The sequence below is a fragment of the Jeotgalibaca sp. A127 genome, assembly GCF_052266745.1.
Lineage (GTDB): Bacteria > Bacillota > Bacilli > Lactobacillales > Aerococcaceae > Jeotgalibaca.
The window spans coordinates 133,744-158,853 of record NZ_JBQPRC010000001.1 but is presented as its reverse complement, the minus strand read 5'-3'; the positions used below and the strand labels follow the sequence as shown (position 1 = coordinate 158,853).

The following is a 25,110-nucleotide window of genomic DNA, read 5'->3' as shown; positions in this document are numbered from 1 at the left end:
AAAACAAAATGAACTTTATAGCAGCAGCAATAGCAGTTGCCGGAGCAGCAATTGGCGCTTCATTGGGTAACGGTAAAGTTATTTCTACAACAATTGAAGCTATCGCAAGACAACCAGAACTACAAAGCCGTCTACAAACTTTGATGTTTATCGGAGTTGGCTTGATCGAGGCCGTTCCTATTATGGCGGTCGTAATTGCATTCTTGCTTATATTCCAATAAAAGAGGGAATGAAAAAAATAAATAGGAGGATATAGATGAAACCACTATTCATTTTAGGCGCGACATCCACAGCGCTAGGAAATACAATCGTTACCCTCGTTTCGTTCTTGTTACTATTTTGGTTAGTTAAACGCATCGCCTGGGGACCATTGATGAGTATGTTGGATGAAAGAGAAAAAGCAATCAATGCTGATTTAGATAAAGCAGCAAAAGATCGTGAAATTTCACTACAACAACGAGCTGAAACAGAAGAACAGTTACGTGAAGCACGAAAAAATGCCAATGAAATATTAAATAAAGCCCAAATAGAGGGAAATGTACTACACAAATCTATTATCAAAGAAGCAAATGAAGACGCACAACGTATTCGTCAACAAGCGCAACGTGAAATCGAAGCTGAGCGCGTACGTGCTTTGAATAACATGCGTTCTGAAATCAGTGAATTATCCATCAGTATCGCTGAAAAAGTCATTAAAAGAGAATTAAATACTTCTGACCAAGAGCGATTAGTTGATGAGTTCATTCAAGGATTGGAAGATTAATATGGATAAAAAAGAGGAAATCAACATCGACCAATACATCGATGACTATCTTGAAGAAAAGCAACCGACTACTATAACGTTGACTTCCGCAGTGGCTTTGCGTCCGGAACAAAAGAATCGGATTATAGCAGCTTTTGTGAAGAAAACCAATTATGTTAAGGATTTTGAAGTTGTTGAAATCGTAGATGAGACCCTTCTGGGCGGTGTCCGTTTGGAGTCTGATAATCATTTCTTCGATAATACAATTCGTCATGACTTAACGCAATTGCAACAACATATTTTAGAAGGCCAATGAGATTGAAGAGGTGAAGAATGTGGCAGTGAATAAAGAAGAATTACATTCTTTGATCAAGCAAAGAATCAGCTCTTTTCAATCGACTCCAAAAATTGAGGAAATTGGAAAGCTGACTTATGTAGGTGACGGTATAGCCCGTGCCACAGGTTTAACTAATGTCATGAGTGGTGAACTATTGGAATTCCAAAATGGCACCATTGGTATGGCTCAAAACCTGGAAAAAGAAGATGTGGGTATCGTCATATTCGGACCTTACTCCGATATTCACGAAGGAGACATCGTCAAAAGAACAGGTCGTATCATGGAAGTGCCAGTTGGAGAATCCCTGATCGGCCGAGTAGTCGATGCTTTAGGAAGTCCAATTGATGGACAAGGTCCTATTTTAACAACCAAGACCCGTCCTGTAGAAGCAGAAGCACCTGGTGTTATGGACCGTCAATCAGTAGCAGAACCCTTGCAAACAGGTATCAAAGCGATTGATTCTCTCGTACCAATTGGGAGAGGACAACGGGAATTAATCATCGGTGACCGTAAAACAGGTAAAACCACAATTGCTGTTGATACAATTTTGAATCAACGAGGAAAAAATGTTATCTGTATTTACGTTGCTATTGGACAAAAAGAATCTTCTGTTCGTAACTTAACGGAAACACTTAAAAAGCACCGTGCTTTGGATTACACAATCATTGTATCAGCTAGTGCTTCTCAACCTGCACCCATGCTATATATAGCTCCTTACACAGCCACAGCGATGGCTGAAGAATATATGTATAATGGTAAGCATGTTTTAGTTATTTATGATGATTTGTCCAAACAGGCCGCAGCTTATCGAGAAATGTCTCTATTGCTGAGAAGACCACCTGGCCGTGAAGCTTATCCAGGGGATATCTTTTATTTGCATTCTCGTCTACTGGAACGGTCCGCAAAATTGAATGATAAATTGGGAGGCGGCTCCATTACCTCCTTACCAATCGTTGAAACACAAGCAGGCGATATTTCCGCGTATATTCCAACAAACGTTATTTCAATCACAGATGGGCAAATTTTTCTGGAAAGCGATTTGTTCTTTGGTGGTATTCGTCCAGCCATTTCGGCCGGTCTATCCGTTTCACGGGTAGGTGGATCCGCTCAAACGAAAGCGATGAAGAAAGTGTCCGGTACTTTACGTCTTGATTTAGCGTCATACCGTGAACTCGAGGCCTTTACACAATTTGGTTCCGACCTGGATGCTTCAACGCAACAACGCTTGAACCGTGGACACAGAACTGTTGAAGTGCTCAAACAAGATCTGCATGCTCCGCTTCCAGTTGAAGAGCAAGTAGTTATTCTTTATGCCTTAACAAAAGGATATTTAGATGTGGTTCCGGTTCGTGATATCGCGCGTTTTGAATCCGAACTTATGAGTCGTCTGGAAATCTCTGAACCTCATCTGTTGGAAACCATACGGGAAACAAAACAACTGCCTGATGAGGGAGAATTGACAAAAGCCATTGAATCTTTTGCGAATAGCTTTGTCCCACATAGTCATTAAGGGGTGAATACATGGCATCGTCATTGATTGATATAAAAAAACGAATTATCTCTACTCAAAAGACAAGTCAAATTACCAATGCCATGCATATGGTATCTGCGTCAAAGTTGTCTAGAGCAGAACAAAAAGTAAAAAAATATCAGCTTTATGCGGATAAAATCCGGGAAATCGTGACCCATATTGCCGGCCAACAATTATCTATGTTGGAAGAACATGGCTCAAACCTAAGTCAAGAACAACTCATAGACTTTCATGATTTGCTGATTGAGCGTGAAGTGAAAAAAACAGGTTACTTAATTATTTCGACGGATAAAGGATTAGCGGGTAGTTACAATTCATCTATCTTTAAATCAACCCGTCAAATGATTGAAGATGATCATAAAACCTCCGGAGAATACACGATTATTTCCATTGGAGAAACATTGGCACGTGATTTACAGAAACATCAAATAGCGGTTGAGCGTATTGTTCCGGATTTGAGCGACCAGCCATCTTTTGAAGATGTACGTGGAATAGTTTCTCTGGTTGTGGAATATTATCGTAATGAAGAATTTGATGAGTTGTATGTCTGTTATAACCATCATATTAACGCCATAAGCTCTGAATTCCGTGCTGAAAAAATGTTGCCTCTTTCTGATTTGGATGTTCGCGAAGCAGAAGAATATGAAGTCGAATATTTATTTGAACCAACGAAGGAAGACATTTTGGAAGTTCTTCTTCCACAGTACGCAGAAAGCTTAATATATGGAGCAATCATCGATGCGAAAGCATCAGAGCATGCTTCACGGATGACAGCCATGAAAAGTGCGACGGACAATGCGAAAGACTTAATCAAACGCTTGTCATTAGAACAAAACAGAATGCGCCAAGGTGCAATTACGCAAGAACTTACGGAAATCGTATCCGGTGCAAATGCGTTAGAAGAGAAGTAAAGGGGATGCAAAATTACATGAGAAAAGGACAAATCGTTCAAGTTATTGGGCCTGTCGTCGATGTCGGCTTTCCCCCTGATGCAGGACTACCGAATATTCACGATGCACTCCAAATCCAAAGAGTGCGTCAAAACGGTGAAGTCGAAAAAATCGTCCTGGAGGTAGCCTTGCAAATTGGAAACGGAGAAGTACGTACCATTGCAATGCAATCCACTGATGGACTGCAACGCGGGATGGAAGTGATTGATACTGGCAAACCTATCAGGGTTCCGGTAGGGACAGAAACGTTAGGTCGTGTTTTCAATGTGTTGGGCGATCCCATTGACTTGAAAGAACCATTTCCTGAGGACTATCCACGCGAAGGTATTCATAGAGCTGCACCGACGTATGATGAATTGAGCAGTAACTATGAAATTCTTGAAACAGGAATCAAGGTAATCGACCTTTTGGCACCTTATTTAAAAGGTGGGAAAGTAGGCTTGTTTGGCGGTGCCGGTGTCGGGAAAACGGTCTTGATCCAGGAATTGATTCATAATATCGTTGAACAGCACGGTGGTATTTCTGTATTTACCGGTGTTGGTGAGCGGACACGTGAAGGAAATGACCTTTATAATGAAATGCAGGAATCCGGTGTTGGTAAGAAAACAGCAATGGTTTTCGGTCAAATGAACGAGCCGCCAGGTGCCCGTATGCGGGTAGCTTTGACGGGTTTGACGATGGCTGAACATTTCCGTGACAAAGAAAATCAAGATGTGCTTTTATTTATCGACAATATCTACCGCTTTACTCAAGCGGGGTCAGAAATATCTGCACTTTTGGGACGGATGCCGTCAGCTGTAGGATACCAACCAACATTGGCAACAGAAATGGGTGAACTGCAAGAACGGATTGCATCAACCAAGAATGGTTCGATTACGTCTATTCAAGCTATTTACGTTCCAGCAGATGACTATACGGATCCGGCTCCCGCGACAACATTTGCCCATCTTGATTCTACAACCAACCTGGAACGTCGTTTGACGGAACAAGGTATTTATCCAGCGGTTGACCCATTGGCATCTTCTTCAAGTGGGCTTTCACCAGATATTGTGGGTGAAGAACATTATGAGGTGGCGACGGAAGTACAACATATTCTGCAACGTTATCGTGAACTTCAAGACATCATCGCCATTTTAGGTATGGATGAACTATCCGAGAATGAAAGAGAAATAGTTGGGCGCGCACGTCGCATTCAATTCTTCCTCTCTCAAAACTTCCATGTTGCGGAGTCATTTACAGGTATTCCGGGATCATACGTGCCAGTAAAAGAAACTGTAAAAGGCTTTAAGGAAATTATTGATGGAAAACACGATGATGTACCAGAAGAGGCATTTCGAAATGTAGGAACGATTGAAGAAGTTTTGAAAAAAGCTGAGAGCCTAGGTTATAAAGGGGTGTCTTAATATGGCTGTGATGCATGTTTCTGTCATTACACCTGAGGGTACTGTTTTTGATCATCGAGCCAAAGCGGTCGATGCCCAAACGACAGATGGTGGTATTACAATCTTACCGGGCCATATACCGATCATTGTGCCACTCGCAATTGGTGAACTAAGAGTGACGCGTGTCACTGATAGTGATGACGATAAAAATTATGTCGCAATAAACGGCGGAATAATGGAAGTACAAGGGAATCAAGTCAATATTATTGCCAATACAGCTGAACGCTCACGCGATATCGATTTGGATAGAGCGGAGTTGGCCAAAAAAGCTGCCGAGGAATTAATGGCTGAAGCGCGTGACCAAAAGAATCTCGTTGAGTTCAATCGCGCGCGTGTTTCTCTTGCCAAAGCAATTAACCGTATCGGCGTATCTAAAAAAAGACTATAATCTCATCATTAGGCCAGAATCCTGCGTATTTGATGCAGCGGTTCTGGCTTTTTCTCTCTTTTAATAATAAAAGAAAACATATCGAAATCGTGCTTTATAGAATTTTTTGAGTTTGAAAATCAAAATAATTGTAAAAAAAATATATTTTTAAACCATATCAGTTTGAAATAGCGGAATTTGCATTTATAATACGAAGTATAAAGGTGTTTTTTTACACTATTAATGTAATGAAATTATTTATTTATTTCAATTTATTTAAAAATGTAAGCTACTATTCTTTTTTGATTTAATTTATGTTAGTATAGTTGAAGGCTATAGGGGGGAGGGGCAGGATGGATACAATGTTTTCATTCGGAATGCTGGAAATCATCTCTCATATGGTATTTATTTTTTTGTCTTTTTGGGCTATAAAAGCCATCAGGATTGAAACTTGGATCAGAAAGAACCATATACCTGAAGCGAGAATCTTATATTTTTTTATTGCAATTGCTTTAGGATATACAGTGAGTTCATTCTTTATTGATTTCGTGACTGTTTCACGAAACTTGGCTTTTCTAATAACTAACTAAACCTATGACTACGTATTTCATGACAAGTGCAAATGACGCAAACTAAACAAACGATAAATACAATAGAGTTGTGAGCAACTCTAGACGCGATACACGAATTTCGGAGGGATATTTGAATGGAAAAAATGATTGTCAGAGGCGGGAACCGACTTGTCGGGACAGTGAAAGCAGAAGGTGCAAAAAATGCTGTGCTTCCAATTGTTGCTGCTACAATCTTGGCTACTAAAGGTAAAACAGTATTAAAAAATGTTCCAGTTTTGTCTGATGTATACACAATTAATAACGTTTTGAAAAATATTAATATTGATACACAGTTTGACGAAAGCACTAATACAATTGTTGTGGATGCAACAGATGAAGTAAGCTGGGAAACACCTTTTGAATATGTCAGTAAAATGAGAGCATCTATAGTTGTTATGGGACCATTATTGGGTCGCCTAGGTAGAGCAAAAGTTGCACTTCCGGGTGGATGTGCGATTGGGACACGGCCAATCGACCTGCATTTAAAAGGTTTTGAAGCAATGGGAGCATCAATTAAGATTGAAAATGGTTATGTAGAAGCAGTGGCAGAAAAATTACATGGAGCAAGAATTTACCTTGATTTCCCTAGTGTAGGCGCAACTCAGAATTTGATGATGGGTGCTGTTTATGCTGAAGGAACTACTATTTTGGAGAACGTTGCACGTGAACCTGAAATTGTTGATTTAGCACGCTTATTAAACAGCATGGGTGCTAAAATTTTTGGTGCTGGAACTGAAACAATCCGCATTGAAGGGGTAGAGGAGCTTGTAGGGGTAACACACTCTATTATTCCTGACCGTATCGAAACAGGCACATTCATGGTTGCTGCTGCAGTAACTAACGGAAATGTTTTAATTGAGGATGCAATTGCTGAACACAACAAACCGTTGATTTCGAAATTGAAGGAAATGGGCGTTTCGATTGAGGAAGAAGCAAGTGGTCTACGAATTATTGGACCAAAACAATTGCGTGCCACTGATGTTAAGACAATGCCACATCCTGGCTTCCCAACGGATATGCAAGCACAAATGACTATTGCACAACTAGTATCCCAAGGAACAAGCACAATGACGGAAACTGTTTTTGAAAATCGCTTTATGCATCTTGAAGAAATGCGTCGGATGAATGCGAATTTCAAAGTAGAAGGTCAAACTGTACTGCTGTACGGTAATTCTTCCTTCCAGGGAGCAGAAGTTGCCGCGACAGATTTGCGTGCAGCAGCAGCGCTTATCATTGCTGGTTTAGTAGCAACAGGCTATACACGCGTAACAAATTTAACACATTTAGATCGTGGTTATTATGAATTTGACAAAAAGCTCAGAAATCTTGGAGCTGATATTGAGAGAATCGATGAGAGTGCTGAAAAATCACTTTCTTCTCAAGACCTTGATGCCTTGTTTGCATAATACAAATATTTACGATTTATTTTCAGGGGGAAAAAACTTGGCTAAAGATATAGGTATCGATTTGGGTACTGCTAACGTATTGATTCATGTGAAGGGTAAAGGAATCGTATTGAACGAACCTTCCGTTGTTGCTGTGGATACTGCGACGAACCGCGTGCTTGCTGTGGGGTCTGAAGCTTACCGAATGGTAGGGCGGACACCTTCTAATATCAAAGTTATTCGTCCCCTAAAAGGTGGCGTTATTGCAGACTTTGACATTACAGAGGCAATGCTGACACACTTTATTGACCGTTTGAACGTGAAAGGCTTAATGACTAAGCCAAATATTCTGATTTGCTGCCCGACAAACGTTACAGCAATAGAACAAAAAGCAATTATTGAAGCTGCTGAAAAAAGTGGCGGTAAAAACGTTTATTTAGAAGAAGAGCCTAAAGTTGCCGCTGTCGGCGCTGGTTTGGATATTTTCCAGCCAAATGGTAATATGGTTATTGATATCGGTGGAGGAACCAGTGATGTTGCTGTTCTTTCTTTGGGTGGTATCGTAACAAGCAGTTCTTTGAAACAAGCAGGGGATAAACTTGATGCAGACATCATGAACTTCGTTAAACGATCACACAAATTACTTATTGGGGAAAGAACGGCAGAACAAATCAAGAAAGAAGTAGGTACTGCGCTTTACCCAGAGAAGATTATTGCAATGGAAATTCGTGGTCGTGATATGGTGACTGGGTTACCACGTACCATTTCGATTAATTCGGCTGAAATATACGAAGCCATGCATGAAACATTGATGAATATTGTTAATCAAGCTAAAGAGGTACTGGAAACAACACCTCCAGAACTTGGTGCAGATATTATTAATAGCGGGATTGTTTTAACTGGTGGGGGTTCTTTGATCGAAGGTATCGAAGAATTATTCAGCGATGAGCTGGGTGTTCCTGTGTTCGTTGCAACAGAAGCTTTAGATTCAGTTGTTTTGGGAACAGGTCTGCTACTAGAAAACATTGGCAAGTCCCGTCGCAAAAAGATTGGATTCCTGAGAAGAATTCTCCAAACAAATTAAATGTAAAGGAAGTTCGTAATGAAATTCGACGTTAAACCTATATTTAGAGCTCTATTTTGGATTATATTTTTCATAGTCTTGGCAGCCGTTTTATTTTTTGTGGGCCTAGCTGTGGGATATAGTGTCTTAGGAGATGGTGAAATGATGGATGTTTTCAAATATGACACTTGGCAACATATACTTGACTATATTCGTTAATCAATTAGGTTAGTTGGATTCATCCGAACGAAGAATCAGGGTGCTTTTATGACAAGGGTGCTCTGATTTTAAAAAGTTATTGCCAACAGTTCGCGTTTAGTGTTATAATAATAACACTGCTGTCGCCTTAGTGTAATGGATATCACGTAAGATTCCGGTTCTTGCAATGGGGGTTCGATTCCCTCAGGCGACGTCTTTAACGGTGCCCCCATCTTGTCTGTTCAAGGTGGGGGCTTTTTTATATCCATAGCCTATTAACTTTGATAAAATAGGTGAAAGGTCAACCAAACGAATTGACCATTTTTGACCAATGGTGTACAATTATCACTGTAAATGAAAAATATTTCTTGATTAGGAGGATAATTAAATGAATCTAGTACCTACAGTAATTGAACAAACTTCTCGCGGTGAACGCGCCTATGATATTTATTCACGCCTTTTGAAAGATCGTATCATCATGATTTCTGGTGGCATTGACGATAACTTGGCAAACTCGGTTATTGCACAATTGCTATTTTTGGATGCGCAAGACCCTGAAAAAGATATTTATATTTATATTAACTCTCCGGGTGGATCCGTATCTGCTGGTCTGGCTATTTACGATACCATGAATTTTGTAAAAGCAGACGTTCAAACAATCGCAATGGGTATGGCTGCATCAATGGGAAGTTTCTTATTGACGGCTGGAACCAAAGGTAAACGATTCGCTTTGCCTAATGCTGAAATCATGATTCACCAACCACTGGGTGGAGCACAAGGTCAGGCAACTGAAATCGAAATCGCGGCCAGACATATCTTGGCAACGCGTGAACGCCTAAATAAAATCTTGGTTGAAAGAACAGGTCAACCGATCGAAGTAATCGAACGTGATACTGATCGTGATAACTACATGACAGCTGAACAAGCGAAAGAATACGGTTTGATTGATCAAGTAATGGAAAGTTCAAAAAACCTGAAATAAGCATTTAAGACGAAAGACAACCGACAATTTAAAGTTGGTTGTCTTTTTTTTTTCTTGTTGTGGTAAAATGTAAGCGGAAACAACAAGGGGCTTTTGCTTTTTTGTTTTGCGGGACAAAAAACGACCCAAAAAAATATTGGGTTTTTTAAGAAAATGATACAAAATAGTTGAAAAAAAAGTTCGGAATTGATAGAATAAACGTTGTAAGGGAAAGAGATGCACCGCTATTAAGCTTTTAGAGCTCCTGTACTGCTTCTGGGTAGTATGATGGCCTAGACTTTTCTGCATGGTTGGTCGTTTTTTGACCTACTAGGAAAGTGGGGGATGATATGAAAGATGCTATTTCTGTCTTACAAAAAGTGATTCCGGATTTATTAGCACATTTAACTCATCGCTATCATATCCTGGAAGTTATTCACTTACATGCGCCAATCGGTAGACGCTCGTTGTCCGAAATCACCAGCATTTCCGAAAGGTCATTACGCACCGAAACGGACTTTTTGAAGAACCAAGGTTTGCTCATTAGTTCTAAGTCCGGAATGTCACTCACCTTAAAGGGAAAGAAAGTATTCCATGAGCTTGAAGACGTTCTTGATCGCATGCTGACAATGGACAGAAAAGAAGAGGCACTTGCTAAGAAGTTGAACCTCCAATTTTGTCGCATTATACCAGGTGATACAGATGAATCGAGTGATGCTCTTGATGATTTAGGAAAACAGGCAGTCGAAGTTTTTGATGAATTGTTACCGGAAGGTGAGTTCATAGTTGCTGTTGCGGGTGGTAGTACTATGCTTGCAATGGCGCGACATATGACTACGAAACTATCTGAACAAAGGCATTTTACTTTTGTACCGGCACGAGGCGGTTTGGGTGACCTAATGGCAATCCAGGCAAACTCCGTCAGTGATTCAATGGCCCAAGCTACGGGAGGCACAAACACAGCATTGTTTGTACCTGATGATTTGAGCGAAGAAGCGTTGAATATGTTAAAAAATGAGCCCTCGATTCTACAGACGATGAATCTGATGAAGCGCGCGAATTGCTTGTTATATAGCATCGGAAATGCTAAAGTTATGATGGATCGTCGCAAGATGGCGACAGGGTTTAAGGCGGATCTGATTGAGAAAAAAGCTGTCGGAGAAGCATTTGGATGTTATTTTGACGAAAAAGGTCAAATTGTACATCGCTTGTCGCGCTTCGGTCTACAGATAGAAGACGTTGCAAAGATTCCCTATGCGATAGCCATAGCAGGGGGAAGTTCGAAAGCAAACGCAATTGAAGCTTATTCACACATTGCACCAGAACATACATGGCTTGTAACAGATGAAGGTGCAGCTAACCAGATTTTAAAAGGGATTTCCCTTTAAAATATATTAATTATCCTGAAGGAGGATTTTTTATAATGACAGTAAAAGTAGCGATTAATGGTTTTGGCCGTATTGGACGTTTAGCCCTACGCCGTATTATGGAATCTGACACAAACATGGAAGTAGTAGCAATCAACGACTTAACAGATAACGATGATTTAGCTTACTTGTTGAAATATGATACAGCTCAAGGACGTTTCCCTCACTCAGTAGCAGTAGAAGGCGATGATTTAGTAGTAGCTGGTAAAGCTATCAAATCTTTCGCTGAAAAAGATGCTAACAACCTACCATGGGGCGAGTTAGGAATTGACATCGTTCTAGAATGTACTGGTTTCTATGTATCAGACGAAAAATCACAAGCGCACATCAATGCTGGTGCAAAACGCGTATTGATTTCAGCACCTGCTTCTGGCGACTTGAAAACAATCGTTTACGGAGTTAACCACGAAACAATCGAATCTTCAGATGTAATCGTATCTGCAGCTTCATGTACTACAAACTGCTTGGCACCATTGGCAAACACATTGAACGAAAAATTCGGTATTCAACGTGCTTTGATGTCAACAATCCATGCTTACACAGCTACACAAGCTATGCAAGATGCTCCAGGCGGACGTAAAAACCGTGCCGGTGCAGCTAACGCTATTCCAGCATCAACTGGTGCTGCTAAAGCAGTAGGTAAAGTAATTCCAGCATTGAACGGTAAAATCGATGGAACTGCAGTACGTGTTCCAACTATCACTGGTTCAATGGTAGAACTTTACTCAGTACTTGAAAAAGACGTTACTGTAGAAGAAGTAAATGCAGCAATGAAAGAAGCTTCTTCAAATGCATTCTTGTACGAAGAAGATGAAATCGTATCTTCAGATGTAATCGGCGTTCCAGCTGGTTCAATCTTCGATGCTACTCAAACAAAAATCATGGAAGCTAACGGCGGCCAATTGGTTAAAACTGTTGCTTGGTATGATAACGAGTACGGTTTCGTTGCAAACATGGTAAGCACTCTAGCATACATGGCTTCAAAATAATTTAAATTAACTCGTAAAATAGGCGGGAAGCGTCGCGCTTCCTGCCTTTTTACATGATTAAGAAGCGGAGGTTTTTATTTTATGACAAAGAAAGTTGTTACAGACTTAGATGTTGCTGGTAAAAAAGTTCTGGTTCGTGCAGACTTCAACGTGCCGATGAAAGACGGGGAAATTACAAACGATAATCGTATTGTACAAGCTTTGCCAACTATCGAGCACTTAATTAAAAACAATGCAAAAGTTATTCTTTTCTCTCACTTGGGAAAAGTTAAAACAGAAGAAGACAAAGCTAAATTGAGCTTGCGTCCTGTTGCTACACGTTTAGCTTCTCTATTGAATAAAGAAGTGAAATTTGTTGCCGAAACACGTGGAGAAGAATTGGAATCAGCAATCAATGCATTAAATGATGGCGAAGTTCTATTGTTCGAAAATACGCGTTTTGAAGATGTTGACGGTAAAAAAGAAAGCAAAAACGATCCAGAACTTGGTAAATACTGGGCTAGCCTAGGTGACCTGTTTGTGAACGACGCTTTCGGTACTGCTCACCGTGCCCATGCTTCAAATATCGGAATTGCTTCTCATTTAGATTCAGCAGCTGGTTTCTTGATGGATAAAGAAATCAAGTTCATCGGTGGTGCTGTTGACGAACCACAACGCCCATTCGTTGCAATCTTGGGTGGTGCCAAAGTTTCTGACAAAATCGGTGTTATCGAAAACTTGTTGGAAAAAGCTGATAAAGTCATTATCGGTGGCGGCATGGCTTATACATTTGCTAAAGCACAAGGAAAAGAAATCGGTGGCTCTTTACTAGAAGCTGACAAACTGGACTTGGCTAAGGAATTGATGGCTCGCGCAGGCGATAAACTTATCTTGCCAATCGATGCTGCTATTGCATCTGGTTTCAGCAATGATGCTTTAGTTGGTTATGTTTCAATGGACGAAATCCCAGCTGACAAACAAGCGTTGGATATCGGACCAGAAACAATCAAGCTATTTGAAAAAGAACTAGAGGGTGCTAAAACAGTCGTTTGGAATGGCCCTATGGGAGTTTTTGAATTCGAAAACTTTGCCAAAGGTACAATTGGTGTCTGTGAAGCAATCGCTAAATTAGAAGATGCTACAACAATCATCGGTGGTGGCGATTCTGCTGCAGCAGCAATGCAATTAGGTTATGCAGACGACTTCACGCATATTTCTACTGGTGGTGGCGCATCACTTGAGTATTTGGAAGGTAAAGAATTACCGGGTGTTGCTTCGATTTCAGATAAATAATCGTTGGATTTAGCTAGAGGAGGAAAATCATGCGTAAACCTATCATTGCAGGTAACTGGAAAATGAACAAAACTGCTGCTGAAGCGCAAGCTTTCGTTGAAGCAGTTAAAAACGCAATTCCAAGTAACGATGCTGTAGATGCTGTTATTGGATCTCCGGCTTTATATTTAGAAAAAATGGTGGCTGATCGTGAAGGAACTGATTTAAAAGTAGCAGCGCAAAACTGTTACTCTGAAGATTCAGGCGCTTTTACTGGTGAAATTAGCCCACAAGCTCTGGGTGACCTGGGTGTGGACTATGTTATCATTGGTCACTCTGAAAGAAGACAATATTTCCACGAAACTGACGAAGACATCAACAAAAAAGCACTTGCGATTTTCCGTAATGGAATGGTTCCTATCCTATGTTGTGGCGAAACTTTAGAACAACGTGAAGCGGGAGAAACTGCTGAATGGATTAAAGGCCAAATAACTAATGCATTGAAAGATTTAACAGAAGGACAAGTTTCAGAACTTGTTATTGCTTATGAACCAATTTGGGCAATCGGAACAGGTAAATCTTCGTCGGCTGAAGATGCAGATGAAACTTGTGGCGTTGTTCGTGAAACAGTTCGTGAATTGTACAATGGTGCTGTAGCGGATGCGGTTCGTATCCAATATGGTGGTAGTGTTAAGCCAGAAAACATCGCTGAATATATGGCAAAAGCTAATATTGACGGTGCTTTAGTTGGAGGCGCAAGTCTTGAAGCAGAGTCCTTCTTGAAATTATTGGAGGCAGTAAAATAATGAATAAGAAACCTGTAGCAATCATCATTCTTGATGGTTTCGGTTGTCGTGACGAAATCATTGGTAATGCTGTGGCACAAGCAAAAAAACCTAACTTTGATCGTTATTGGAATACCTACCCGCATGCAACAATGGCTGCATCTGGTTTAGCCGTAGGACTTCCTGAAGGTCAAATGGGTAACTCAGAAGTAGGGCATACGAATATTGGGGCTGGTCGCGTTGTTTACCAAAGTTTGACACGTATTGACAAAGCAATCCAAGATGGTGAATTCCTGACCAATGATGCACTGAAAGGTGCTTATCAACATGCAATCGATAATGACTCTACACTCCATTTGTTCGGTTTAGTATCTGACGGTGGTGTACACAGTCAATTGGGTCACATCTTGGCCTTGATTGAAAGTGCTAAACATAAAGGCGTAAAGAAACTTTGTTTACACGCATTTTTGGATGGTCGCGATGTAGATCCACACGCTGCACCAGGATACATTAAAACAATTGAAAATAAGATGGCTGAAGTCGGCTTAGGCGAAATTGCAACTGTCTCCGGTCGTTACTATGCGATGGATCGTGATAAACGTTGGGAACGTGTGAATTTGGCTTACAATGCTGTGATGCATGGTGAAGGCCCTCAATTCCCATCTGCACAGGCTGTTGTTGAACATAGCTACGCAAACAATATTACCGATGAGTTTGTTTTACCAAGCGTTATCGTAAAAGATGGCGTGCCGGTAGGAACTGTAAAAGATAACGATGCTGCTATCTTCTTTAATTTCCGACCAGACCGTGCAATTCAACTCTCAAATGCCTTCAGTAATGAAACATGGACAGAATTTGATCGTGGTGTTCGTCCACAAAATATTAAATTTGTGACAATGACACTATATCAAGATACCGTTCTTGCTGATGTTGCATTCCCACCAATCGGATTGAAAAACGTATTGGCTGAAGTGTTGAGTAACAACGGTAAAACACAATTACATGTTGCGGAAACAGAAAAATATCCACACGTTACTTTCTTTATGAACGGTGGAAAACATGATCCATTTGAAGGGGAAGATCGTATCTTGATTCCTTCTCCGAAAGTGGCAACCTACGATTTAAAACCTGAAATGAGCGCTTATGAAGTTGGAGATGCTTTGAGTGCTGCAATCGACGAAGACAAGTATGATGCAATCATGTTGAACTTCGCGAACCCGGACATGGTTGGGCACTCTGGTATGCTGGAGCCAACCATCAAAGCGATCGAAGCAGTTGATGAAAACTTAGGAAAAGTAGTCGATAATATTATTGCCCACGGTGGATACGCAATTATCTTTGCTGACCACGGTAATGCAGATACGATGATTACACCTGAGGGAACACCACATACTGCTCATACGACGGTTCCTGTTCCTGTAATTGTTACAAAACCTGGTGTAACATTGCGCACAGACGGAAAACTGGCTGATGTGGCTCCAACAATGCTTGATTTGATGGGTGTCGCTCAACCTGAAGAAATGACAGGCGAGACTTTAATCGTAAAAGATTAATCATTTACGAGATTAAGTTGCAAAGAACACGAAAGTTGTCTAAAATTAAAATTGTAAAACAAATCATTGTTTTCAAAAAGGAGAGAATAGAATGCCATTCATTACAGATATTTTGGCTAGAGAAGTACTTGATTCACGTGGTAACCCAACTGTTGAGGTTGAAGTTTACACAGAAAGCGGCGCATTTGGTCGCGGTATGGTTCCATCAGGAGCTTCTACAGGTGAACACGAAGCAGTAGAACTACGTGACGGTGACAAAGACCGTTACCTAGGAAAAGGTGTTCAAAAAGCAGTTGAGAACGTTGAGCTAATCGCTGACGCTATCATCGGTTTTGACGTAAGAGACCAACTAGCTATCGACAGAGTTATGATTGAATTAGATGGTACTCCTAACAAGAGCAAATTGGGAGCAAACGCAATTCTAGCTGTTTCTATCGCAGTTGCACACGCAGCAGCAGAATACCTAGATGTGCCATTGTACCAATACCTAGGTGGATTCAACGCTAAAGTGTTGCCAACTCCAATGATGAACATCATCAATGGTGGTTCTCACTCTGACGCACCAATCGCTTTCCAAGAATTCATGATTCTTCCTGTAGGCGCACCTACATTCAAGGAAGCACTACGTTGGGGAGCTGAAATCTTCCACAAACTTGCTTCAATCCTTAAATCTCGTGGATTGGAAACATCAGTTGGGGACGAAGGTGGTTTCGCACCACGTTTTGAAGGAACTGAAGACGGAGTAGAAACAATTCTTGAAGCAATTAAAGCAGTTGGTCTAGAGCCAGGTAAAGATGTTTTCTTAGGTTTTGACTGTGCAGCTTCTGAATTCTACGAAGACGGTATCTATAACTACGCTAAATTCGAAGGCGAAGGCGGAGCAAAACGCAACGCTGAAGAACAAGTTGCTTTCTTGGAAGAATTGGTATCTAAATACCCAATCATCTCAATTGAAGATGGTATGGACGAAAACGACTGGGACGGCTGGAAACTATTGACAGAACGTCTTGGCGAAAAAGTTCAATTAGTTGGTGACGACTTGTTCGTTACAAACACTGAAATCCTAAGCAAAGGTATCAAAAACCACATTGGTAACTCAATCCTAATCAAAGTTAACCAAATCGGTACTTTGACTGAAACTTTTGAAGCTATCGAAATGGCTAAGAAAGCTGGATACACAGCTGTTATCTCTCACCGTTCTGGTGAAACAGAAGACGCAACAATCGCTGATATCGCTGTTGCAACTAACGCTGGACAAATCAAAACAGGTTCATTGAGCCGTACAGACCGTATCGCTAAATACAACCAATTGCTACGTATTGAAGATCAATTGGGAGAATTAGCTGTTTACGAAGGTCTAGAAGCATTCTACAACCTAGAAAACAAATAATTTCAAATCAAAAACCCTATCCAGCTGGATAGGGTTTTTTCTGTAGGTTCTATTATTTATGGTGTTGGTAGTATTAGTATTCTTCTCGAAAATCCCGAAGGACGGTGGGGTTGCTTGTGGCCGTGTCAAGGATGCAATGCGAAAGTAGGGACCGTTGATGCTTCAGCGTCTACGGTCCCTTTGAGGCTTGCAAGCCCGGAGACTACAGGCTCCGGGCGGTCCCACGGCAGTACACAAGCAAACACGCAGGCCGAAGGGCATTTCCTTCACCAACACCAGATAACCAAGAACCGATTAAACCAGAGTTGTGCGTACTTTTCGAATAGCCTGCACAACCCAAGATAATTGTGCAGACAGATAGGGAATAGGTACGCAAAAACAAACTGCACCAAGTAAACAGAGCTTCTAAATAAACCTTTCAAATATCATTAACTTTGTTATAATTACTTTAATATTAAATAAATATGAGAATATGATTGGAGTGTCCCGTATGACATGTTGGAATTTTTCTGCAGGCCCTGCAGTGTTACCTAAAGCAGTAATGAGAGAAGTACAAGAGGAACTGCTATCCTATAAAGGTAGTGAGATGTCCGTGATGGAGTTGAGTCATCGATCATCGTTATTCCAACAGATTATTTCTGATGCCGAGACTACTTTGAGAGAACTCATGGACATTCCGGATAATTACCACGTTTTATTCCTCCAAGGTGGTGCAAGTTTGCAGTTTGCGGCAGTTCCGATTAACTTGCTTGAAGATAAAAAAGCGGGTTATATTATTTCGGGATCCTGGGGACAGAAAGCATATGAAGAAGCACACAAGTTATTCCCAGAACGAGCAGTGATTATCGCAGATGCCAAAGACAATCACTATACGCAAATACCAGATGTGAAAATAGAAGATTCTTCTGAGTTTGATTACATCCATATCACGACAAATAATACCATTGAAGGAACGGCCTATCAAAATATACCAAAATACGGAGATATTCCTTTAGTTGCGGACATGTCCTCCAATATACTCTCTGCAAATTATGATGTGCGTGATTTTGGTTTAATTTATGCAGGTGCACAGAAAAATATCGGTCCAGCGGGTTTAACACTTGTAATCGTTCGTGAAGACTTAATCAAAGAGCACACCGCTACTATCCCAACAATGCTTGATTACAAAACACATATTAAAAACGACTCTATGTATAACACACCACCAACATTCGCTATATATGTATCCAAGTTAGTGTTTGAATGGCTACGTGATTTTGGTGGTATTGATAGCATGGTCGCGTTGAACGAAAGAAAAGCGGGATTACTATATAAAACAATCGAGGAATCTAATTTATTCAAGTCACCTGTTCACCTTGATTATCGTTCTTTGACAAATATTCCCTTTATTACAGGTGACAAAGAAGTTGACAAGAAGTTTATAACTGAAGCCACTGCTGCTGGCTTTGTCAATCTTAAAGGCCATCGTTCAGTAGGAGGGATGCGGGCCAGTCTATACAATGCTTTTCCAATTGAAGGGGTTGAGGCTTTGGTAACATTCATGAAAGAGTTCGAACAAAGAGAGGAACTTGAAAAATGAAGGACATTCAAACATATAACCGTATTGCACCAGAAGGCTTAGAACTCTTGGATAAAACTGAATATGTCTTAAATGAAAGTCAGGATCCAGATGCCATTGTTTTAAGAAGTAAAGATTTACACGATATCACGTTCAATGATTCCTTGGTGGCAATTGCCAGAGCAGGAGCCGGGGTCAATAACATACCTCTAGAAAGATGTTCGGAGCACGGTATTGTGGTTTTTAACACACCCGGTGCGAATGCAAACGCAGTTAAAGAATTAGTATTAGCGGCCTTGGTCATGTCTGCACGCCCCATTTATCAAGGGTTACGTTGGGTTGAACATATGGAAGGAGATAATCTTCCCGAAATCGTAGAAGCCAACAAAAACCAGTTTGCGGGAACAGAACTGGCTGGTAAGCGACTGGCCGTAATTGGGTTAGGAGCGATTGGATCCTTGGTTGCCAATGATGCCTATAATTTAGGGATGGATGTTATCGGTTATGACCCCTATGTTTCTGTAGAAACCGCCTGGAATATCACGAGTCGTGTTAAAAAAGCGAATACTCTGCAAGAAGTCTTACGTGATGCCGATTATATAACTGTCCATGTTCCCGTTAACGACCATACCAAAGGGCTGGTTAATTCTGATTTCCTGAATCAAATGAAGCCAGGTGCGACGTTATTGAACTTCGCACGCGATGGCATTATTGTGAGGGATGATATATTAGAGGCTTTGAATGACGGTTCTTTAAATAAATACGTGGCCGATTTTGCCGATGAAGCGTTTGTACGCCATCCAAAAGCATTAATATTCCCGCATTTGGGCGCCTCAACGGAAGAAGCTGAGGTAAACTGTGCCATCATGGCCGTTAAAACCCTTAAATATTTCCTGGAAACAGGTAATATTTTGCGGTCGGTTAATTTTCCAACCATTGATATCCCCCAACAATCTCCCGTACGGATTACGCTGGTTAACCGCAATGTCCCGAACATGGTTGGCCAAATATCAGCCATTCTGGCTAAGCATTTTGTGAATATTGACAATATTATGAACCGCAGTCGTGGTGATTTTGCCTACACAATCATCGATACTCCCGGGATGGATGAAAAATTATTAAAAGAAATTGTTACGGAAATGGATAACATTGATGGTGTTTTAAGAACGAGAATCATTTATAGGAGGGATATTTAATATGGTAAGCATTAGGCCATTCCAAGCGATTCGACCTAATTCATTTGATGTGGAAAAAGTTGCAAGTTTACCTTATGACGTTGTAACAGACGAAGAAGTACGGAAATTAACTGAGAACAATCCAAAATCATATTTAAACATTGACCGTACCGACGTCCAATTTAATCAAGAAGTACCTAAAGATTCAGATGAAATATATCAAGTGGCCAAAGAAAATTTGGCTCATTTTTTAAACCAGGGTTGGTTAATCAAGGAAGAAAAACCTGCTTATTATATTTATCGCCTGATGCAAGGGGACCGTATCCAATACGGAATAGTAGCTACCATTGCAGTGGACGATTACTTGACTGGCAAAATAAAACGACATGAATTTACGAGACCGGACAAAGAGCTGGACCGCATCAAACATAACGACGCTTCAGATGCAAATACCAGTCCAATTTTTCTTACGATGCGAAACCATGAAGTGTTTGCCGATGTTTCAAAACAAGTCAGGGATGAACAACTACCCATCTATACTTTCGATAGTTACAATGACACAAATCATTGTGTCTGGAGAATTACAGATCCAGAAATGATTGAAGCAATTACGAAAGCCTTTAGCAATGATATTGATGCGTTGTATATTGCGGACGGGCACCACCGTATGGAATCAGCGGCAAAGGTTGCACAAATGCGAAGGGAAGAGTACCCTGATGCTCCAGATGATGCTGAATTCAATTATTTTCTGGGGGTAATTTTCCCGGAAAATGAATTGACGATTTTACCCTATAATCGAATCGTTGAAGGAAAGTTGTCAGATACAGACAAAAAAATAATCGCTGAATCGTTTGTAGTTGAGAAATTAAAAGAAGAAGTCTACACGCCGGAAAAAAGAGGAACTTTCGGTATGTATGTTGATGACGAATGGTATAAATTAACCATCAAATCCGACAAAGTCCCTGCCGATCCGGTGGCATCTTTGGATGCGGCTTTACTGCAAAATTATGTATTGGCACCTGTTTTTGGTATTGAAAACCCCCGGACCGATAAACGCATTGATTTTGTAGGCGGGATTCATCCCATTACCGAATTAATGGCCCGCACCGGGGAAGATAAGGTAGCTTTCTCTCTTTATCCAACAACAATTGAGCAACTATTGACGGTCGCTGATAGCGGGGAAGTGATGCCTCCAAAATCGACATGGTTCGAACCAAAACTTCTCAGCGGTCTTTTTGTTCATCAATTTGAATCAGAAAAATACGTGAAGTCCAATGTGGAATAAATTTGCTATTTGTGCTATAGTAAACGGTAGTATTTAAAGGAGGTCCACCATTGTACGACGTCTTATTAATCGCACTAATCATCGTATCAGTCTTGTTGATTATTACCGTTTTGATGTTGCCATCTAAAACGAATGCAGCAAGTGCCTTGAGCGGTGGAGCAGAAGCGCTATTCGGTAAACAAAAAGCAAGAGGTTTTGAAGCAGGCCTTAGAAGAATCGCTGCCGCATTGGGAACAGCTTTTATTGTTCTGGCATTGGCTCTGGCTTATCTTTCTTCAAACTAATCATTAGAAAAGCAGTATTGAAAATGAAGCTGGGACTCTAGTCTCAGCTCCTTTTTTTGGTTTTTTTGAGGACTTAAAGTACAATAGAAGTAGCTACAAATGACGAGGTGACGCAAATGACAAATATTAAATTACCACAATCTTTTTTCTTTGAAGCAGGTCCGAAAGCGGTACTCCTGTTACATGCCTATACTGGAAGTGCCAACGATGTGCGGATGTTGGGAAGAAACCTGCAGCGAGCAGGCTATACCGTGTATGCGCCGAATTTTACGGGACACGCAACTGAACGTTTTGAGGATATCCTTGATCTAGGCAACCCAGAAAAATGGCTTCTAGATGTTAAAGAAGCAACGGCATTCCTGAAAGAAAAAGGTTATGGTGAAATTGCCGTATTTGGACTTTCTATGGGCGGTATTATGGCGACAAGAGCGCTGGAAACAGATAGCTATGTTGGAGGAGGATCTTTTAACTCGCCTATCATGCATATTGGTGATAGCAAAGTTCCAGCCGCTTTTGTTAATTATTATCGCAACTTTAATAAAAGACTAGGCATGTCTAAAGAGGAAATTGAATCCAACATGCCTCGTGTAAAACAAAAAATGAACGATCAACTCGATGCTATAACGGAATTTTCAAATGAGGTTATCGCTGAACTGGAAAAGATCAGGGTTCCTTACTATATCGCTTCTTCAGGAAAAGATGAGCTTATCGATTCTAAAAATGGAGCCGTTTTACGAGATGCCCTGAACCCTTATACTGAAGTTGATTATAATGATTTTCCTGAAATGACACATGTTATAACCGTTGGAGCCAACAGAGAGCCGTTTGAAGCATCCGTAGAAGCATTCCTGGAAAAATTAAACTGGAAAGAAGGATGAGCATGAGTAATATTGAAACGATTCGATCTGAAATAGTAGGACTTTTGAAAGAAAATGAACCGACAAGTTATTCCGTTCGCCAATTGAGTGAAGCATTAAATTATGAGGATGCTTCTCAATTTAGACAATTGATTAAAGCAATTGCTTTAGCAGAGCGTGAAGAACAAATCGTTCTTAATAAAGAAGGAAAATTCCGTCTGAAAAGAGAATCTGGGACCATCATTGGTAAGTTTCGCGCGAATGACAGAGGTTTTGGATTTGTGGACTATGATCCAAATGAAGATGATATTTATGTCTCCAAAGAGTTTACCGGAAGTGCAATGGAAGGTGATACTGTTGAGGTTAAAATTACGGGGAAACCAGAACCTTGGAACAGTAAAGGACCTGAAGGACGCGTCATTGCAATTATCACACGTAGTACCAATCGGATTGTTGGTGAGTTTTTCCCATATGACTCAGATAGACGGGAAGAAACTGGATTTTTAGGGTACGTAGTTCCGCAAGACAATAAAATTAACCATATGGTCGTATACGCGCTTCCAGAAGGCTTGCAAGCGGTAGAGGGCAGTATTGTTCTAGTCGAAGTAAAAGAGTATCCAACCGCAGAAAATCCGGTAGGGATGACAGGGTTCATTACCAAAGAAATTGGTCATAAAAATGCCCCGGGGGTTGATATTCTCTCCATTCTGTACAAATTAGGAATTCCAACTGAATTTCCGCAGGATGCTCTGGATCAGGCTGAAGATATCCCGTTTGAAATCCCACAGGAAGAAATTGACAACCGGGTTGATTTGCGTGAGGAAAAAATCATTACCATTGACGGTGCCGATGCAAAGGATTTGGATGATGCCATTTCATTCAAAATCCTGGAAAACGGCCATTATCAACTAGGCGTCCATATCGCTGATGTCTCTTATTATGTGACTGAAAATTCAGCTATTGATAGAGAAGCTTATGAGCGGGGGACGAGTGTTTATTTAACCGATCGTGTTGTACCGATGTTACCGACAAAATTATCAAATGGCGTATGCTCCTTATTACCAAACGAAGACCGCTTGGCGATGTCATGTGTAATGGAAATCGATGACACCGGGAAAGTTGTTAATTACGATATCTTCCCAAGTATTATTAATTCTAACCAACGTTTCACTTATACAGCAGTAAATGAGATTCTGGAAAATGGCAATCCCGAATTGCGTCGTGAATACGAAGAATTTGTAACCATGTTGGAAGGAATGCGCAATTTGCATCATATTTTAGAGCGTAAACGTCGCCAACGCGGCTCGATTGACTTTGATACGAGCGAGTCAAAAATCATTGTCGATGAGGAAGGCCATCCGCTCGAAATTCATGTGGTAGTACGTGGCGTCGGTGAGCGATTAATCGAATCATTCATGCTCTCAGCTAACGAGACTATTGCTGCGAATTATGACAAGAAAAAACTGCCATTTATTTATCGGATTCATGAGCAGCCTGATCCTGCCAAGATGCTCCGCTTTATGGAGTTTGTAACGACCTTTGGTATTGTAATGACTGGTTCAAATGAAAACATTAAGCCAAAACAACTTCAAAACGTCTTAAGACAAACAGATGGTGAGCCATATGATGCGGTGGTATCGACATTCTTGTTGCGTTCGATGAAGCAGGCTAAGTATGATATGACCCCGGTTGGACATTATGGTTTGGCAACACGAGACTATACGCACTTTACTTCACCAATTCGTCGCTATCCCGATTTAATCGTGCACCGCTTGATCCGTGAATATTCTCAAGGTAATATTTCCGCTAAGAAAGAAAAATGGGAAGGGAAACTTGAGGATATCGCTGTGAAGAGTTCCGTTAATGAAAGACGTTCCGTCGATGCCGAGCGTGAAACGGATGCATTGAAGAAAACGGAATTCATGGTGGACAAAGTTGGGATGCAATTCGAGGGTGTCATTAGTTCCGTAACCAAGTTTGGTATCTTTGTTGAACTTCCGAATACGGTTGAAGGATTGGTTCACATTTCGAAAATGGACCAAGATTATTTCAACTTCATCGAAAGTCATATGGTATTATTAGGAGAACGCACAGGGATTGTCTACCGCATTGGTCAACGTGTTAAAATCGAAGTGACAAAAGCGGACGTTGCGACGCGTGAGATTGATTTTGCTTTAGTTGAAGATGCCGAATTAAATGTCTATGACAATGAGATGAACAAAGAACAAAAGAAAAAATCCGGCAGACGCAACAAGAAAACTGCCGATAAACCGAAAGATTTTAAGAAAAAAGTAAGAGGCAGTGGTCCCAAAGATGGGAAAAATACCGGCAAAAAGAAAACAGGTAAAAAGAAACAAAGATAGAAATTGAGGTTGGGGATATGCCAAAAGGGGAAGGGAAAGTACTAGCACAAAATCGTCAGGCAAGTCATGAATATACTATTTTGGAAACCTTTGAAGCAGGTATCGTATTAAAAGGGACTGAAATCAAATCAATCCGTAATGGTAAACTAAATTTACGCGACGGGTATGTTTCCGTCCATAATGGCGAGGCATTACTGCAAAATGTGCATATTAGTCCATTTGAACAAGGGAACATTTTTAACCATGATCCACTTCGTAGCCGCAAGTTGTTGCTTCACAAAAAGCAGATAAATTATCTAGCGGGTGAAGTTAAAACGCAAGGAACAACCATTATTCCATTAAAAGTGTATTTGAAGGATGGGTTTGCCAAAGTATTAATTGGCGTGGCACAAGGTAAGAAGAAGTACGATAAGCGTGAAGCATTAAAACAAAAAGATATGAAGCGCGAAATCGATCGTGCATTAAAGAATCGCTAGTAAAGAGGGATCCAGATTAATTTCTGGGTCTTTTTTGATGGATATTATGATAATATTTGATTATTTTGTTTTTGGGTCTGTTATTTTTACCATTAAAAAGATATGATAGAAGGGTAAATTACAAAATAAT

General features: G+C 40.6%; 25 protein-coding genes and 1 tRNA gene. All 26 read left to right on the top strand.

Annotated features, from left to right (window positions below):
* Positions 1-8: 8 nt before the first annotated feature.
* The 26 genes from atpE (at position 9) to smpB (ending at position 24,980) form a co-directional block, all read left to right on the top strand.
* Positions 9-221: a F0F1 ATP synthase subunit C gene (atpE, locus tag ACTVAI_RS00820; protein ID WP_076765617.1), complete on the top strand. Its 213-nt coding sequence runs from the start codon at positions 9-11 to the stop codon at positions 219-221.
* Between the two features lie 35 nt (positions 222-256).
* Entirely contained in the window at positions 257-763 is a 507-nt protein-coding gene (gene atpF, locus ACTVAI_RS00815) for a F0F1 ATP synthase subunit B (protein ID WP_443473985.1), read from the top strand.
* Between the two features lies 1 nt (position 764).
* The gene (locus tag ACTVAI_RS00810; protein ID WP_443473986.1) at positions 765-1,058 is read left to right on the top strand and encodes a F0F1 ATP synthase subunit delta; all 294 of its coding nucleotides are present in this window, start codon (positions 765-767) and stop codon (positions 1,056-1,058) included.
* A 19-nt stretch (positions 1,059-1,077) separates the two neighbouring features.
* Positions 1,078-2,589: a F0F1 ATP synthase subunit alpha gene (gene atpA / locus ACTVAI_RS00805; protein ID WP_443473987.1), complete on the top strand. Its 1,512-nt coding sequence runs from the start codon at positions 1,078-1,080 to the stop codon at positions 2,587-2,589.
* An 11-nt stretch (positions 2,590-2,600) separates the two neighbouring features.
* Entirely contained in the window at positions 2,601-3,521 is a 921-nt protein-coding gene (locus tag ACTVAI_RS00800; RefSeq protein WP_443473988.1) for a F0F1 ATP synthase subunit gamma, read from the top strand.
* A gap of 17 nt (positions 3,522-3,538) precedes the next feature.
* Positions 3,539-4,963, top strand: a complete 1,425-nt coding sequence (gene atpD / locus ACTVAI_RS00795; RefSeq protein WP_443473989.1) for a F0F1 ATP synthase subunit beta — start codon at positions 3,539-3,541, stop codon at positions 4,961-4,963.
* 1 nt (position 4,964) lies between these two features.
* Entirely contained in the window at positions 4,965-5,390 is a 426-nt protein-coding gene (locus ACTVAI_RS00790) for a F0F1 ATP synthase subunit epsilon (protein WP_443473990.1), read from the top strand.
* 332 nt (positions 5,391-5,722) lie between these two features.
* A complete protein-coding gene (locus ACTVAI_RS00785) occupies positions 5,723-5,959 on the top strand; it encodes a DUF1146 family protein (RefSeq protein ID WP_443473991.1) in 237 nt (78 codons plus the stop codon).
* Positions 5,960-6,075: 116 nt separating this feature from the next.
* Positions 6,076-7,386 (top strand): UDP-N-acetylglucosamine 1-carboxyvinyltransferase, encoded by a 1,311-nt coding sequence (gene murA / locus ACTVAI_RS00780; RefSeq protein WP_443473992.1) that lies wholly within the window; start codon positions 6,076-6,078, stop codon positions 7,384-7,386.
* Positions 7,387-7,423: 37 nt separating this feature from the next.
* A complete protein-coding gene (locus ACTVAI_RS00775) occupies positions 7,424-8,449 on the top strand; it encodes a rod shape-determining protein (RefSeq protein WP_443485674.1) in 1,026 nt (341 codons plus the stop codon).
* Between the two features lie 18 nt (positions 8,450-8,467).
* Positions 8,468-8,647 carry a DNA-directed RNA polymerase subunit beta gene (locus ACTVAI_RS00770; protein WP_443473994.1) on the top strand — a complete coding sequence of 60 codons (180 nt, stop codon included), beginning with the start codon at positions 8,468-8,470 and terminating at the stop codon, positions 8,645-8,647.
* A 121-nt stretch (positions 8,648-8,768) separates the two neighbouring features.
* Positions 8,769-8,840, top strand: a tRNA-Arg gene (locus ACTVAI_RS00765).
* A 174-nt stretch (positions 8,841-9,014) separates the two neighbouring features.
* Positions 9,015-9,608, top strand: a complete 594-nt coding sequence (clpP, locus tag ACTVAI_RS00760; RefSeq protein WP_443473995.1) for an ATP-dependent Clp endopeptidase proteolytic subunit ClpP — start codon at positions 9,015-9,017, stop codon at positions 9,606-9,608.
* Between the two features lie 329 nt (positions 9,609-9,937).
* Positions 9,938-10,975 carry a sugar-binding transcriptional regulator gene (locus tag ACTVAI_RS00755; protein ID WP_443485673.1) on the top strand — a complete coding sequence of 346 codons (1,038 nt, stop codon included), beginning with the start codon at positions 9,938-9,940 and terminating at the stop codon, positions 10,973-10,975.
* A gap of 35 nt (positions 10,976-11,010) precedes the next feature.
* Positions 11,011-12,003 carry a type I glyceraldehyde-3-phosphate dehydrogenase gene (gene gap, locus ACTVAI_RS00750; RefSeq protein WP_443473997.1) on the top strand — a complete coding sequence of 331 codons (993 nt, stop codon included), beginning with the start codon at positions 11,011-11,013 and terminating at the stop codon, positions 12,001-12,003.
* Between the two features lie 81 nt (positions 12,004-12,084).
* Positions 12,085-13,275: a phosphoglycerate kinase gene (locus ACTVAI_RS00745; protein WP_443473998.1), complete on the top strand. Its 1,191-nt coding sequence runs from the start codon at positions 12,085-12,087 to the stop codon at positions 13,273-13,275.
* Between the two features lie 29 nt (positions 13,276-13,304).
* On the top strand, positions 13,305-14,060 hold the full coding sequence (tpiA, locus tag ACTVAI_RS00740) for a triose-phosphate isomerase (protein ID WP_443473999.1): 756 nt from the start codon (positions 13,305-13,307) through the stop codon (positions 14,058-14,060).
* Complete coding sequence (gpmI, locus tag ACTVAI_RS00735; protein WP_443474000.1) at positions 14,060-15,592, top strand: 2,3-bisphosphoglycerate-independent phosphoglycerate mutase; 1,533 nt, start codon at positions 14,060-14,062, stop codon at positions 15,590-15,592. The genes tpiA and gpmI overlap by 1 nt, the downstream gene beginning before the upstream one ends.
* A 91-nt stretch (positions 15,593-15,683) precedes the next feature.
* On the top strand, positions 15,684-16,982 hold the full coding sequence (gene eno / locus ACTVAI_RS00730; protein ID WP_443474001.1) for a phosphopyruvate hydratase: 1,299 nt from the start codon (positions 15,684-15,686) through the stop codon (positions 16,980-16,982).
* A 490-nt stretch (positions 16,983-17,472) separates the two neighbouring features.
* The gene (gene serC, locus ACTVAI_RS00725) at positions 17,473-18,561 is read left to right on the top strand and encodes a 3-phosphoserine/phosphohydroxythreonine transaminase (protein ID WP_443474002.1); all 1,089 of its coding nucleotides are present in this window, start codon (positions 17,473-17,475) and stop codon (positions 18,559-18,561) included.
* Positions 18,558-19,736, top strand: a complete 1,179-nt coding sequence (locus tag ACTVAI_RS00720; protein ID WP_443474003.1) for a phosphoglycerate dehydrogenase — start codon at positions 18,558-18,560, stop codon at positions 19,734-19,736. The genes serC and ACTVAI_RS00720 overlap by 4 nt, the downstream gene beginning before the upstream one ends.
* Before the next feature lies 1 nt (position 19,737).
* Complete coding sequence (locus tag ACTVAI_RS00715; protein ID WP_443474004.1) at positions 19,738-21,000, top strand: DUF1015 domain-containing protein; 1,263 nt, start codon at positions 19,738-19,740, stop codon at positions 20,998-21,000.
* A 50-nt stretch (positions 21,001-21,050) separates the two neighbouring features.
* On the top strand, positions 21,051-21,284 hold the full coding sequence (gene secG, locus ACTVAI_RS00710) for a preprotein translocase subunit SecG (RefSeq protein WP_443474005.1): 234 nt from the start codon (positions 21,051-21,053) through the stop codon (positions 21,282-21,284).
* Between the two features lie 116 nt (positions 21,285-21,400).
* Positions 21,401-22,162, top strand: a complete 762-nt coding sequence (locus ACTVAI_RS00705; protein ID WP_443474006.1) for an alpha/beta hydrolase — start codon at positions 21,401-21,403, stop codon at positions 22,160-22,162.
* A gap of 2 nt (positions 22,163-22,164) precedes the next feature.
* Complete coding sequence (gene rnr, locus ACTVAI_RS00700) at positions 22,165-24,504, top strand: ribonuclease R (protein WP_443485672.1); 2,340 nt, start codon at positions 22,165-22,167, stop codon at positions 24,502-24,504.
* Positions 24,505-24,521: 17 nt separating this feature from the next.
* On the top strand, positions 24,522-24,980 hold the full coding sequence (gene smpB / locus ACTVAI_RS00695) for an SsrA-binding protein SmpB (protein ID WP_443474008.1): 459 nt from the start codon (positions 24,522-24,524) through the stop codon (positions 24,978-24,980).
* Positions 24,981-25,110: the final 130 nt, after the last annotated feature.

Coding starts and splice junctions, on each gene's coding strand:
- atpE (WP_076765617.1), top strand. CDS start 9: ATGAACTTTATAGCAGCAGCAATAGCAGTTGCCGGAGCAGCAATTGGC.
- atpF (WP_443473985.1), top strand. CDS start 257: ATGAAACCACTATTCATTTTAGGCGCGACATCCACAGCGCTAGGAAAT.
- ACTVAI_RS00810 (WP_443473986.1), top strand. CDS start 765: ATGGATAAAAAAGAGGAAATCAACATCGACCAATACATCGATGACTAT.
- ACTVAI_RS00800 (WP_443473988.1), top strand. CDS start 2,601: ATGGCATCGTCATTGATTGATATAAAAAAACGAATTATCTCTACTCAA.
- atpD (WP_443473989.1), top strand. CDS start 3,539: ATGAGAAAAGGACAAATCGTTCAAGTTATTGGGCCTGTCGTCGATGTC.
- ACTVAI_RS00790 (WP_443473990.1), top strand. CDS start 4,965: ATGGCTGTGATGCATGTTTCTGTCATTACACCTGAGGGTACTGTTTTT.
- ACTVAI_RS00785 (WP_443473991.1), top strand. CDS start 5,723: ATGGATACAATGTTTTCATTCGGAATGCTGGAAATCATCTCTCATATG.
- murA (WP_443473992.1), top strand. CDS start 6,076: ATGGAAAAAATGATTGTCAGAGGCGGGAACCGACTTGTCGGGACAGTG.
- ACTVAI_RS00770 (WP_443473994.1), top strand. CDS start 8,468: ATGAAATTCGACGTTAAACCTATATTTAGAGCTCTATTTTGGATTATA.
- clpP (WP_443473995.1), top strand. CDS start 9,015: ATGAATCTAGTACCTACAGTAATTGAACAAACTTCTCGCGGTGAACGC.
- ACTVAI_RS00755 (WP_443485673.1), top strand. CDS start 9,938: ATGAAAGATGCTATTTCTGTCTTACAAAAAGTGATTCCGGATTTATTA.
- gap (WP_443473997.1), top strand. CDS start 11,011: ATGACAGTAAAAGTAGCGATTAATGGTTTTGGCCGTATTGGACGTTTA.
- ACTVAI_RS00745 (WP_443473998.1), top strand. CDS start 12,085: ATGACAAAGAAAGTTGTTACAGACTTAGATGTTGCTGGTAAAAAAGTT.
- tpiA (WP_443473999.1), top strand. CDS start 13,305: ATGCGTAAACCTATCATTGCAGGTAACTGGAAAATGAACAAAACTGCT.
- gpmI (WP_443474000.1), top strand. CDS start 14,060: ATGAATAAGAAACCTGTAGCAATCATCATTCTTGATGGTTTCGGTTGT.
- eno (WP_443474001.1), top strand. CDS start 15,684: ATGCCATTCATTACAGATATTTTGGCTAGAGAAGTACTTGATTCACGT.
- serC (WP_443474002.1), top strand. CDS start 17,473: ATGACATGTTGGAATTTTTCTGCAGGCCCTGCAGTGTTACCTAAAGCA.
- ACTVAI_RS00720 (WP_443474003.1), top strand. CDS start 18,558: ATGAAGGACATTCAAACATATAACCGTATTGCACCAGAAGGCTTAGAA.
- ACTVAI_RS00715 (WP_443474004.1), top strand. CDS start 19,738: ATGGTAAGCATTAGGCCATTCCAAGCGATTCGACCTAATTCATTTGAT.
- ACTVAI_RS00705 (WP_443474006.1), top strand. CDS start 21,401: ATGACAAATATTAAATTACCACAATCTTTTTTCTTTGAAGCAGGTCCG.
- rnr (WP_443485672.1), top strand. CDS start 22,165: ATGAGTAATATTGAAACGATTCGATCTGAAATAGTAGGACTTTTGAAA.
- smpB (WP_443474008.1), top strand. CDS start 24,522: ATGCCAAAAGGGGAAGGGAAAGTACTAGCACAAAATCGTCAGGCAAGT.